This is a genomic window from Allobosea sp. NPDC003192 (assembly GCF_050275675.1).
Taxonomy (GTDB): Bacteria; Pseudomonadota; Alphaproteobacteria; order Rhizobiales; family Beijerinckiaceae; genus Allobosea.
In genome coordinates this window covers 245,506-258,750 of the sequence record NZ_JBNNPK010000002.1, presented here as the reverse complement: position 1 = coordinate 258,750, position 13,245 = coordinate 245,506, and the positions used below count along the sequence as shown (strand labels likewise).

General features: G+C 64.0%; 6 protein-coding genes and 1 CRISPR repeat array. All 6 genes read left to right on the top strand.

Annotated features, from left to right (window positions below; genetic code table 11):
- Positions 1-202: 202 nt before the first annotated feature.
- Complete coding sequence (gene htpG, locus ACQKLX_RS03920) at positions 203-2,086, top strand: molecular chaperone HtpG (RefSeq protein ID WP_427359677.1); 1,884 nt, start codon at positions 203-205, stop codon at positions 2,084-2,086.
- Between the two features lie 114 nt (positions 2,087-2,200).
- Positions 2,201-3,226, top strand: coding sequence for an IS110 family RNA-guided transposase (locus ACQKLX_RS03915; protein ID WP_427359675.1), 1,026 nt, complete (start codon positions 2,201-2,203; stop codon positions 3,224-3,226).
- Between the two features lie 503 nt (positions 3,227-3,729).
- Positions 3,730-4,497 carry a hypothetical protein gene (locus ACQKLX_RS03910; RefSeq protein WP_427359673.1) on the top strand — a complete coding sequence of 256 codons (768 nt, stop codon included), beginning with the start codon at positions 3,730-3,732 and terminating at the stop codon, positions 4,495-4,497.
- Positions 4,498-5,794: 1,297 nt separating this feature from the next.
- On the top strand, positions 5,795-9,082 hold the full coding sequence (gene cas9, locus ACQKLX_RS03905) for a type II CRISPR RNA-guided endonuclease Cas9 (RefSeq protein ID WP_427359671.1): 3,288 nt from the start codon (positions 5,795-5,797) through the stop codon (positions 9,080-9,082).
- Between the two features lie 2 nt (positions 9,083-9,084).
- Positions 9,085-10,059 (top strand): type II CRISPR-associated endonuclease Cas1, encoded by a 975-nt coding sequence (gene cas1 / locus ACQKLX_RS03900; RefSeq protein WP_427359669.1) that lies wholly within the window; start codon positions 9,085-9,087, stop codon positions 10,057-10,059.
- Positions 10,056-10,394, top strand: coding sequence for a CRISPR-associated endonuclease Cas2 (cas2, locus tag ACQKLX_RS03895; protein WP_427359667.1), 339 nt, complete (start codon positions 10,056-10,058; stop codon positions 10,392-10,394). Before cas1 ends, cas2 begins: the two co-directional genes overlap by 4 nt.
- Before the next feature lie 72 nt (positions 10,395-10,466).
- Positions 10,467-12,946: a CRISPR direct-repeat array (repeat unit 36 nt; unit sequence AGATTAGCGCTTCAGAGATCGCGGTCCAGCGGCAAC).
- Positions 12,947-13,245 lie beyond the last annotated feature (299 nt).

Here is a 13,245-nt window from a genome sequence, read left to right as displayed (position 1 = left end):
CACGGGATGGATCGGCAACCTGGCAGACTGTCGCCGCTCATATCGAGGCCCAATTACCCGACGCGGGCGAGTTCGCGACTGCGCGGTTGAATGCCATACTCGCTTTGATCAGGACACTATCCAACGGGCGAGTGGCGGAGAGTAGATGATCGGCATCCGCCGCGAGATACCGCCTTTCTGCTCATCCAATCGAGAATTCCGAATGACAACGACTGCCACGGCCGAGCATCGCAGCTTCGAAGCCGACGTCTCCCGCCTCCTGCACATGATGGTGCATTCGGTCTATTCCGACCGAGACGTGTTCCTGCGCGAGCTGATCTCGAACGCCGCCGACGCCTGCGAGAAGCTGCGCTACGAAGCGATCGCCCATCCCGCGCTGCTCGGCGAGGAGCCCAAGCTCGCGATCACTATCGAGGCGGACGCCGAGGCGGGCCGGCTCGTCATCGCCGATAACGGCATCGGCATGGGCCGCGACGAGATGATCGAGGCGCTCGGCACGATCGCCCGTTCCGGCACACGAAGCTTCATGGAACGTGTAGCTACGGCCGAGGGCAAGGAAGGCGCCCAGCTCATCGGCCAGTTCGGCGTCGGCTTTTACTCTGCCTTCATGGTCGCCGGCGAGGTCGAGGTCGTCAGCCGCCGCGCCGGCAGCGACGAGGCCTGGGCCTGGTCCTCGAACGGCAAAGGCGAGTTCACCGTGGCGCCGGTCGCATTGGACGAGGCTCCCGCGCGCGGCACGCGGGTGACGCTCCATCTGCTGGACGATGCCAAGACCTATGCCGAGCGTTGGACGCTGGAGCGCATCGTCAGGGAGCAATCCGGCCATGTCCCGGTGCCGATCGCTCTGGTCGAGAAGCCCGGAGCGGAAGCGACGACGCTTGCCGACGGCGCCGCGCTCTGGACCAAGCCGAAGAGCGAGATTTCCAAGGATGAGTATATCGATTTTTATCGCAGCGTCGCTGGGCAATATGACGAGCCGGCGGCGACCATCCATTTCTATGCCGAGGGCCGGCACGAGTATAGCGCGCTCGCCTTCGTGCCGGGCGCACGCCCGTTCGATCTCTTCGACGCCGAGCGCAAGGGACGGATCAAGCTCTATGTGAAGCGCGTCTTCATCACCGACGAAGCCGAGTTGATGCCGCGATATTTGCGCTTCGTCCGCGGCATCGTCGACACGGCCGACCTGCCCCTCAACGTCTCCCGCGAGATGATCCAGGACAGCCCGCTGCTCGGCGCGATCAAGAAAGGTGTCACCAACCGGGTGCTCTCCGATCTTGCGAGGCTGTCAGAGCAGGATGCCGCGACTTTTTCCCTGGTCTGGGAGAATTTCGGCGCGGTGATCAAGGAAGGGCTCTACGAGGACTTCGAACGTCGCGCCCAGCTTCTCGATCTCTCCCGCTTCCGGACCACGGCTTCCGGCGAAGGCTGGCGGAGCCTGAAGGAGTATGTTGCCGCGCTGAAAGAGAACCAGACGGCGATCTACTACATCGCCGGCAACGATGCGGGCCGGATCGCGAACTCGCCACAGCTCGAAGGCTTCCGGGCGCGTGGCATCGAGGTCCTGCTGTTGTCCGATCCGGTCGACAGCTTCTGGGTTTCGGGCATGCCGGAATTCGAGGGCAAGCCGTTCAAGTCGGTGACGCAAGGCGCGGCTGATCTCGGCCTCGTCCCGTTGCTTGACGGCGCGGCGCCTCCGTCTCCTGAAACGGGTGAGAAGATCACCACTCTGCTCGCGTCGATGAAGGAGATTTTGGCCGATGAGGTTGCGGATGTCCGATCCTCCGATCGGCTGACCGAGAGCGCGGTCTGTTTGGTTGCGTCGGATCAGGGGCCGGATCGCCAGTTCGAACGCCTGCTCAGCGCGGCAGGTCGAGTCGAAAGCGCGGCAAAGCCGATCCTCGAGGTCAACCCGCATCATGCGATGGTTTCGGCCCTCGCTTCTGTCGAGGATGGCGCGCTGCGTAGCGACGTCGCACACCTTCTCTTGGACAGCGCCCGCGTCTTGGACGGCGAGCGCCCGGCAGACGCAAATGCATTCGCGGAGAGGCTGAATCGGCTCGTAACGCGCAGCTTACGCGACAGCTGAGCGACGAAGCCCTCAATGTCGGCTTTCAGGCGTGGGTCGAATGTCCGCAACTGATGCTGTGGACGGCTCTCCAGCCCCGCGGGAGCGTAGGCTCTCGCAGAGATGGAGGAGAGCATGAATCAGGCAGTCACGATCGGTTTGGACATCGCGAAGTCGGTGTTCCAGGTTCATGGCGTTGACGAGAGCGGCGCCGTTGTGGTTCGGCGGCAAGTTCGACGGGCGCAGTTGCTTCCGTTCTTCGCCAAGCTGCCGGCCTGCCTGATCGGCATCGAAGCCTGCGCGACAGCGCATTACTGGGCGCGCGAGCTGATCAAGCTCGGCCACCAGGTCCGGCTCATGCCACCGAGCTACGTGAAGCCATACGTCAAGCGGCAGAAGAACGACGCGGCCGATGCCGAGGCGATCTGCGAGGCCGTGACGCGCCCGACCATGCGCTTCGTCGCGGTGAAGAACCCCGAGCAACAGAGTGTGATGGTGCTGCATCGCGTTCGCCTGATGCTCATGCGCCAGCGCATCCAGCTCTCGAATGCGATCCGAGGCCACATGGCCGAGTTTGGGCTCGCCGCGCCGATCGGGAGAGAGGGGCTGGGTTCTCTCATCAGACTCATCGGCAGCGGTGACGAGCGTGTTCCTGCTGAGGCGCGAACTTGCCTTGCGATGCTGGTTACGCAGCTCGCTCTCATCAACACCCAGATCCTCGATACCGATCGTCGGATCAGAGCCGATGCGCGCGCGACCGAGATCGGGCGCAGGCTGATGGACGTGCCCGGCGTCGGGCCGCTCCTCGCGAGTGCGCTCGTGGCCGCCATCCCGGACCCCAAGGCTTTCCGGTCGGGTCGGAACCTCGCCGCCTGGATCGGCCTCGTTCCCCGGCAGAGCTCCAGCGGTGGGAAGGAGCGCTTGGGCGCCATCACCAAGCAAGGTGATCGCTACCTGCGTCAGCTGCTTGTCGTGGGTGCGCTGGCCGTCGTGAGGTATGCGCAGCGGAACGGGACACGGCGACCCTGGCTGGTACAGTTGCTTGCTCGACGAACCACGAAGATCGCAACCGTCGCGCTGGCCAATAAGACCGCCCGGATGGCCTGGGCCATCATGACCACCGGTGAGGCCTATCGCGAGCCGGTCCGGCTGGCCGCGTAGAGATCAGGCGAACCCCGCCGACGAGCTTGGGAAGGGCAACACGAACGTAACGCAACCAGCCGGTCGAACCGAAGAACGGGGAAACCCGCTCGCGCCAGAGCGCCTCGAGCGCGTGCAATTGGTTGGGACCCGTCCTCGCGGAAGGCATTATGGCCAGCGGTCATGCGCACCGCACCAACAGGTCGAACACATGGCCGCACCGACCAGCCTTGCACAGCGCTCGATAGTCCTTGCCAACGGAGAGCCGTCCACACATGGCGCTAACGCGTACCCAGTGAGTGGACCTAAGCGACAAGGGCAGTTGCGACTCCCGATACAGCGCCACGAGCTCTACTGGAACTTTGCCCAGAACAAGAAGACAGCCGTTTGGCGGCGATCGTCGAGCGTCGACATCCCAAGCGCCATCAAGCGCTCCGAAGGCTAGAGACCCGAGCTGTGTCCGCCAAAGGAACGACCGCAAGACGTGCGGCGTCCGTCATGGCATCGACAATGTGCGCGGAGTAATGCGCCTCGATCATCTCGCTCGAAGTATCGTGCAATGCAGCAACGAGGCGAACCGGCAAACCTACACGAAGAGCGCGGACGATGGACGAGTGCCTAAGCGCATAAGCGGTTACGTCGCCCGGCAGCTCTGCCCGCTGCACTATTTCAGCGAAGGGCTGGCTCAGCTCAGCAGGAAGCCATCCCCGGCGCTCATGTCGTTCCCACTTGAGCCCTCCCGCTCGGCGATAGCCCCACCGTTGGAACAGCAGCTCGTGGCCACGCCGTCCGGCAATGGCGGGCCGCAGTTCAGTGATAACGTCGTCGCCTATGGCGACGGCGGTGTGGCTAGCGGCCTTCCTTCCGCGGCCCTTTCGGGAGACAGGAACCATCAGGCGCCGAGTATCGAGCTGCAAGTCGGCGCCAATGCATCGAGCGATCTGGGAGAAGCGCGCGCCCGTGGCGGCGAGTGCAACGACGATGCGCGCGAGGTCGCCGCCCCATCCCCGCTCTGCGTCAATCTCCCTAGCCGCAATAATAAGCCGGCGCACGTCAGCGTCTGGCAAGATCACGTTCGGCCGGATAGCGACCATCGCCCTCTCATGCGTCGCAACGGCAAATCCCTCGCGGACCTCAACAGGGAAGCGATCAGGCAGCTTGCGTTGATGTATTCGCCCAGCCTCGTTCAGCGCCGCCCGAAGATCGTTCACAACCCGCTGCAATGTCGAAGCGGAAGCGCACTTTGCGCGCGCACTTTCGCGCCATTTACGGAGATCACTAGCCTTGAGTGAGTATAGTGTTCGATCCGCGAGGTCGTCGGCCCACAAATGGTTCTTAAATCGGCTTCGCGCATCCTTGGACACAAGTCGGCCAGCCGCGATTTGCCGCGCCTCTACCGTCTCGGCATAGCATTCTGTCGCCATTCGAACCGTCTGCGTAGGGCCATCCGCAACAGCTGCGGCATCCGCTCGCGCACGCTCGACATGGTCGCGTGCGGCGCGGCTGGCTTGATCAAATGTCATGGTGGTGCGGCCGTCTGCAGTCAAAACATCATCCGCCGTCGCGAGCGTAGCTTGCAGATATCCTACGCCGTTGCGCCACCTAACGAGCCATCGACCCGCCCGAGCGCCCTTGCGGTAGCCAAGGTGTGTGTCCGGATCCAGCCCCCGCCAGTGTAAGCCAGCAACAAGCCGCTTCCTGGCAGCTGCAGTCGTCAGCGGGGCATCGACGAGGGATTTCGACATGGCGGGCTCTCCGAATTCAAAAAATATACATCGAATAAGATGCCGCGTACAATGGTGGACGGCCACGGATGAAGCATGGGTATAAGCTTCTGGTTTTGCTGGATTTCGATGGACTTAGACAGACTTCAGCGCACAAGCCGCAAATGGATAAAGCTTTGAAATTCATGCCCTCCGAAGGCAAAGGTCACACGTTCGAATCGTGTCGGGCGCGCCATATATGTCGTTGATGTCATTGGCTTTTTGGCACCGCCGCTCGCGGCGCCGGAACTTTTCCCACGAATTCTTTTCCTAGCAGACGCTGGCAAGGTCCGGTTTGTGGCAGCTTGGCGCCCGATTCCACAAGGCCAAGGATGCCCGGCAAACGGCCTTCTAACGTGGTATGGCCTTGCGGAACCCGGCCCCTGCTCAATCATTTCGCCGTTGGCAAGCTCAATCGTACGCGCCCCTGTGTTGATGCAGCGGCAATGTATAAATTTATCAAGCAATCGATTTCGGCACGGCATAACAAAAAAGGCGACGCCGGAGCGTCGCCCTTATCTGGTGCAGACATGACTGCTTGTTAACAGCCAGACCGCGATCTCTGAAGGCATCAGGATAGCGCTACGAGGATCGCGGTCAAGCACCGTTTCAGAGATCGCCGGCCCAGCGGCAACACGCATATCGGTACCTAGCTCAAGAGCTTCTGAGTATCGCACGCACTCGGTTCATGGAAGGAAAGGGAATCAGTTCCTACGCATATCTGATAAGGAATTGACGCTGGCCGGCAACCTCTCCTAACGTCAGACTAATCCACAATCACAGATTGCAGGTCCAATAACAACAAGATCATGTCGGGGGAGCATTTATGCGTTGGCGTCTGGGAGCCGATCTCGGCACAAACTCACTCGGCTGGGCGGTCATTCGGCTCGATGAGAAGGGTGAACCCGCCGGCGTCGAGGTTGCCGGCTCGCGCATCTTCTCGGACGGGCGGGAACCGAAATCGGGCGCCTCCCTCGCAGGTGCCCGCCGCGATGCCCGCGCCATGCGGCGGCGGCGCGACCGTTTCAAGCAGCGCCAGGCGGCCCTGCTCAAATACCTAACGCTGGCCGGTTTCTTCCCCGCGGACGACGAGCCGCGCGCAGCGCTCGCCGGGCTCGACCCTTACGAACTCCGGGCGCGGGCGCTGGACGAACAGTTGCCGCTCTTCCATCTCGGCCGGGCGCTGTTCCATCTCAACCAGCGCCGCGGCTTCAAGTCGAACCGCAAGACCGACCGCGGCAAGAACGACGATGCCGGCATGGTCAGGATCGGCGTGGCGCGGTTGCACGAGCAGATGGCCGAGGCCGAAGCCAGGACTCTCGGAGAGTTCCTGCACAAGCGCCGGGCCGGTGCCGCCGATCCGAACACGATCCCGCATGTGCGGACCCGCATCGTCGCGCCCGAGGCCGAGGAGGGCAAGGCCGGCGAAGTCTACGACTTCTATCCCGATCGCCAGACGCTGGAGGAGGAGTTCGCAGCGATCTGGGAGGCGCAGGCTGCGCACCATCCCGAGGCGCTGACGCCGGAGCGGCGCGAGCAGTTTCACGAGGTCATCTTCCACCAGCGGCCGCTGAAGGAGCCGAAGATCGGCTTCTGCACCTTGCTGCCGCCGGAGCCGCGCCTGCCCAAGGCGCACCCGCTGTTCCAGCGCCGGCGCCTGCTGGAAGAGGTCAACGCGCTGAAGATCGTGCTGCCCGGCGCAGAGGCGCGCTTTCTCGACAGGCCTGAGCGCGACGCGCTGCTCTCGAAGCTCTCCGATCGAAAGGCCGTCACCTACGAAGCCCTGCGCAAGGCGCTGAAGCTCGACCCCGATGCGCGTTTCAACAAGGAAAGCGAGAACCGCAAGGAGATGAAGGGCGACGAGGTCGCCGCCGAGCTCGCCGGCAGCAAGCGCTTCGGCAAGGCCTGGCTCGGGATGACGCCCGAGGTGCAATGGCAGGTGATCGAGCGCCTGCTGGCGCTCGAAAGCGACGCCGAGGTCGCCGAGTTCGAGGCCTGGCTGCGGGACAGATTCAGCCTCTCCCGCGAGCAGGCGCAGGCCGTGACGGCTGCGCGCCTGCCCGAAGGCTATGGCCGCTTCGGCGCGACCGCCACGGCGGCGCTGATCGCGGAACTGCAGAAGGAGGTCATCGTCTACAGCGAGGCGGTGAAGCGCCGCCCGGAGCTCGGCCACCATTCCGACCGGCGGACCGGGGAAATCTGGCAGGACGGGCGGGAACGCCCCGCCCTGCCTTATTACGGCGCGGTGCTGGAGCGCCACATCCTGCCGGGCACCGCCGACCCTGACGAGACGGATGATGCCCTGCGCATCGGCCGGCTGACCAATCCGACCGTGCATATCGGCCTCAACCAGTTGCGCCGGGTGGTCAACGCGCTGATCCGGACCTATGGCCCGCCGGCAGAGATCGCGATCGAGCTCGCCCGCGAGCTCAAGCTCGACGAGGAGCGCAAGCGCGAGATCAATGTCGAGAACAGGAAGAATCGCGAGGCGGCACAAAAGCGCTCTGAGAAGCTCCAGGAGATCGGCCAGGCCGACAAGGGCGGCAACCGGGCGCTGCTCAAGCTCTGGGAGGAGCTCAACCGCGAGAACGTGCTCGACCGGCGCTGCGTCTATACCGGCCGGCAGATCTCGCTCGACATGCTGTTCTCCGGCGCAGTCGAGATCGACCACATCCTGCCCTTCAGCGCCACGCTCGACGATTCCAACGGCAATCGCATCCTCTGCCTGCGCGAGGTCAACCGGATCAAGCGCAAGCGCACGCCCTTCGAGGCGCGTGCCGATCTGCGCGCCCAGTTCGGCCCCGATGCCGAATGGGAGACGATCGCCGCCCGCGCCGCGCGCCTACCAAAGGAGAAGCGCTGGCGCTTCGAGCCCGATGCGCTCGGCCGCTTCGACGCGCAAGGCGGCTTTCTCGCCCGCCATCTCACCGATACCCAGCATCTGTCGCGGCTGGCGCGGGAATATCTCGGCGCGCTCTATCCGGAGACGGGCGAAGGCTCGAGCCATGTCTGGGTCTCGCCTGGCCGGCTGACCGAGATGCTCCGGCGCAACTGGGCGCTCAACCACCACCTGCCCGACCACAACCTGTCGGGCGGCGCCAACCAGCCGAAGAACCGCCGCGACCATCGCCATCACGCCATCGACGCCATCGTCGTCGCAGTGACGGACCGCGCCATGCTGAACCGCATCGCGCGCGAAGCCGGCCGGCAGGGCCACGAGGCGGCCGACCGGCTCGTCGCCGGCATCCCCGATCCCTGGGAGGGTTTTTCCGATGAGGTCGGCCGCGTCGTGCGCGCCATCACCGTCAGCCACCGGCCCGACCACGGCACGGCGAGCAAGGCCGGGCAGCCGAAAGAGCGCGACGCCACCGCCGCACGCCTGCACAACGAGACCGCCTACGGTCTCACCGGGGAGAAGGATGCGCGCGGGCTCGACATCGTCGTCACCCGCAAACCGCTCACCGCCTTCAAGAAACCCGCCGACCTCGATGCGATCCGCGACGCCGATCTCAAGCAGAAGCTCAAGGATTGGACTGCCGGCAAGGAGGGCGGCGCCTTCGAGCAGGCGATGCGCGCCTTCGGCCATCCCGAGCGCGGGCCGCGCTCCTATCCCGGACTGCGCCGCATTCGCGTCGTCGAGCCGCTCTCGGTGATCGCGATCCGCGATCGGCAGGGGCGCCCCTACAAGGCCTACAAGGGCGACTCCAACTACCGCTTCGACGTCTGGGAGCTGAAGACCGGCCGCTGGAAGGACGAGGTCGTCTCGATGTTCGAGGCACACCAGCCGGGCTGGTCCTCGCCGCTTCGCGCCGAGAATCCGACGGCGCGCAAGGTGCTTTCGCTGCAGCAGAACGATGTCGTCGCCGTCGAGCGGGAGGGCGAACGAGAGTTGATGCGCGTCGTCAAGTTTTCCGCCGGCTCACTGGTCCTGGCGCCTCCCCAGGAAGCCGGTAGCCTCAAAAGCCGCGACGCCGACAAGGACGACCCGTTCCGCTACGTCTACGGCTCGCCGAGTTCGCTGCAGCGCTGGAAAGCGCGGCAGGTGCGGATCGACGAGCTCGGCCGCGTCCTCGACCCCGGCTTCCCCGCCCGCAAGCCGCGCGCGAAGGGATAAGCATGGAGCGGGTCGTCGACATCGCCAGCGACGGCCGACACCTTTCCGCCCAGCGCGGCTTCCTCGTCGTCAGCGAGGGCAGGCGCGAGATCGGCCGCGTCCCGCTCGACGATGTCGCGGCGGTGATCGTCCACGCTCATGGCGTGACCTGGAGCACCAATCTCGCCGTGGCGCTGGCCGAGCGTGGCGCTCCCCTGGTGCTGTGCGGCCCGAACCATCAGCCGGTCGGCGTCTTCCTGCCGCTCGACGGCCATCACGGCCAGAATGCGCGCATGCGAGCGCAATGGGACGCCGGCCGCCCGCTGGCCAAGCAGCTCTGGAGCCGCATCGTCGTCGCCAAGCTGCGCTGGCAGGCTGCTGTGCTCGAGGCGCATGGCAAGGAGCGCGCGGCGCTCGACATGCTGATCCGCAAGGTCCGCTCGGGCGATCCCGACAATATCGAAGCCCAGGCGGCGCGACGCTATTGGCCGCTGCTGATGGGCTCGGATTTCCGGCGCGATCGCGACGCTGCCGACATCAACGGCCCGCTGAACTACGGTTACACCATCCTGCGCTCGCTAGTGGCGCGTTCGGTGGTTGCCGCAGGCCTGCATCCCACGATCGGCATCCACCACGCCAATCGCGGCAACGCCTTCGCCCTGGCCGACGACCTTGTCGAGCCCTTCCGGCCGCTTGTCGACGCGCTGGCGCTGCGCCTGGCCGCGAAGGGATTCGATACCGTCGAGCCGGCCGCGAAACGGGCCTTCGCCGGCTTGATCGCCGTCGACCTTCCAGGTGCAGACGGCACCACGACGGTGACGGTCGCGGCACAGCGCCTGGCGCAGTCGCTGGCCCGCGCCTTCGAGGCGAACGATGCCGCGGCGCTTGCGACGCCGCTGCCGCCGACGCCGATCGAGATCGCAGGGTTGGACAGCCTGGTCCCCGAGCTGGCAGAGTCGAAGGCTCCCGCCGGATCGGCGGCGGACCACCCATCATGACGCTCACCCAGCTCAGCGGCTACAGGCTCATGTGGATCTTCGTGATGTTCGACCTGCCGGTGACCAGCAAGGCGGAGAATCGCGCGGCGACGAAGTTCCGCCAATACCTGCTCGACGAGGGCTTCGAGAAAAGCCAGTTTTCGGTCTATGCTCGCTTCTGCAACGGCAAGGAGCAGTTCGAGGCCTATATGCGCCGGATCGAGGCCAACCTCCCCGATCGCGGCGACGTCCACATCCTGACATTCACGGACCGGCAGTATGAGAACATCGTACGCTTCTCGGGCCAGCGGCGCAGACGCCAGCGGAAAAATCCGGATCAGCTCGCGCTGTTTTGAGCCGAGCGGGGATTTCGATCTCGCCGCGAGCGCCCGGATCTCCTTTATTTTCAAGGAGATCCGGGCTGAGGCAGATTAGCGCTTCAGAGATCGCGGTCCAGCGGCAACTTGGCGATTCCGCGCTGCATTTCGACGCCAAGATTAGCGCTTCAGAGATCGCGGTCCAGCGGCAACTCGATCGCGCACCACATCTGATGATGCGCCAGATTAGCGCTTCAGAGATCGCGGTCCAGCGGCAACTTCGGCGACATGGCGGCGATAGAGCTTGGTAGATTAGCGCTTCAGAGATCGCGGTCCAGCGGCAACGTCCAGACGAAGGTCGCGCGCGAAAGCTCGAGATTAGCGCTTCAGAGATCGCGGTCCAGCGGCAACCTAAAGAAGCAAATCCAATAAATGTGAAATAGATTAGCGCTTCAGAGATCGCGGTCCAGCGGCAACTGTGGATTGCCGATGATGTAGTTGCCGGTCAGATTAGCGCTTCAGAGATCGCGGTCCAGCGGCAACCCGATGAAGATCGTCGCGGCGACGATGAACAGATTAGCGCTTCAGAGATCGCGGTCCAGCGGCAACTGCTGGACTATGCTCGTCTCGACCGACTTCAGATTAGCGCTTCAGAGATCGCGGTCCAGCGGCAACCGAACGCCGCATGTTGCAGTGTGCAATGCCAGATTAGCGCTTCAGAGATCGCGGTCCAGCGGCAACGCCGATCAGCGCCCAGCCCTTGTCGGTGAGAGATTAGCGCTTCAGAGATCGCGGTCCAGCGGCAACCAAGTCCACATCGTCGCCGAGGATCAGCGTAGATTAGCGCTTCAGAGATCGCGGTCCAGCGGCAACTTGGTTCGGCGCTTAACGACATTCGCAAGGAGATTAGCGCTTCAGAGATCGCGGTCCAGCGGCAACAACGATCCTGTGGGACTGCATACTCGTCGAAGATTAGCGCTTCAGAGATCGCGGTCCAGCGGCAACTGTGCTGGGTGTTCATCCTCGGTACCGGGGAGATTAGCGCTTCAGAGATCGCGGTCCAGCGGCAACCAAATTATCGCCCAAGGCGATTCCCATTTGAGATTAGCGCTTCAGAGATCGCGGTCCAGCGGCAACGGTCGGCGCGCCATTCCTCGCTACCACCGAAGATTAGCGCTTCAGAGATCGCGGTCCAGCGGCAACGTTGGAATTCTACATGCCGCCGCTCGTTGCAGATTAGCGCTTCAGAGATCGCGGTCCAGCGGCAACCATACCACGCTACTTTCGCGCGATGGGGCTAGATTAGCGCTTCAGAGATCGCGGTCCAGCGGCAACGATGCCGTGACGCTGACGCGCATCGCGCAGAGATTAGCGCTTCAGAGATCGCGGTCCAGCGGCAACAGCTGGTGGCCCGCGGTGACGAGCGGGTCGAGATTAGCGCTTCAGAGATCGCGGTCCAGCGGCAACTGGTGGCCCCGACGCGCAGTGGCGTCCCGGCAGATTAGCGCTTCAGAGATCGCGGTCCAGCGGCAACACCGACCGGCTCGACGCGCGGGTGCGGGGGAGATTAGCGCTTCAGAGATCGCGGTCCAGCGGCAACTAAGGGGGGATACGCGGGGGCGGGAGGGCTAGATTAGCGCTTCAGAGATCGCGGTCCAGCGGCAACCGCACCTCACGCACATAGCGGATCAGTTCGAGATTAGCGCTTCAGAGATCGCGGTCCAGCGGCAACTCTCCTGCGTCGGGTGCGAATCCGCTCGCCAGATTAGCGCTTCAGAGATCGCGGTCCAGCGGCAACAGATCCTCGATCCGACGCCGATCGCGCCGCAGATTAGCGCTTCAGAGATCGCGGTCCAGCGGCAACCAACCGGCGCGTTCAAGAGATTGAGAGCGGGAGATTAGCGCTTCAGAGATCGCGGTCCAGCGGCAACGGGTGTCGGCGTTTGCCCCTCAGTCCGGCCAGATTAGCGCTTCAGAGATCGCGGTCCAGCGGCAACTGTAGGGACCCGCGCCCATCTCCGATTGGAAGATTAGCGCTTCAGAGATCGCGGTCCAGCGGCAACTGCGTCGCTGCAGCCAGCAGGATCAGCACCAGATTAGCGCTTCAGAGATCGCGGTCCAGCGGCAACGATGGCGTAGTGCTGGATTTGTCGGGCGAAAGATTAGCGCTTCAGAGATCGCGGTCCAGCGGCAACTGTTATCGAGGGTGTGCGCTCGATGGAGAGAGATTAGCGCTTCAGAGATCGCGGTCCAGCGGCAACACCCACGATGTCGCCCACAAGATCGTCAAGAGATTAGCGCTTCAGAGATCGCGGTCCAGCGGCAACCCGTGGGCGAGTTGATCCGCAAGGCAGGCTAGATTAGCGCTTCAGAGATCGCGGTCCAGCGGCAACGGCCGGCATCGCTGATCGCGTCTATCAGGCAGATTAGCGCTTCAGAGATCGCGGTCCAGCGGCAACCACCGCCCGTTCATGCAGGAGAAGTATAGCAGATTAGCGCTTCAGAGATCGCGGTCCAGCGGCAACGCAGGCGCAGGCTGCTCGGTGCCAGCCGCGAGATTAGCGCTTCAGAGATCGCGGTCCAGCGGCAACTTCAAGGCCACGCTGCCGAAGATCGACGGTAGCTGGCGCGCCATCGCGATCATTGCAGCGTTTGCTCACAGCTGTAGCGGGCTGCCCAGACCAGTCGCGACCGGTCCAATTCACGTCCTTCTCACACCGCTTTCCGTCCAAGCTGTGGCACCAGAATGTCGCTGACTGGGTCCTCAAGTTCATTCCGTGCCGTGTTCCACATAGCGTGCGGCAGCGCGGCCCCGGACGAATGGAGCGCCCCTCGGCTCACCGTGGATGGAGGGCAACATGGCTGGCCAATCGATACCGACGTCTCCGAG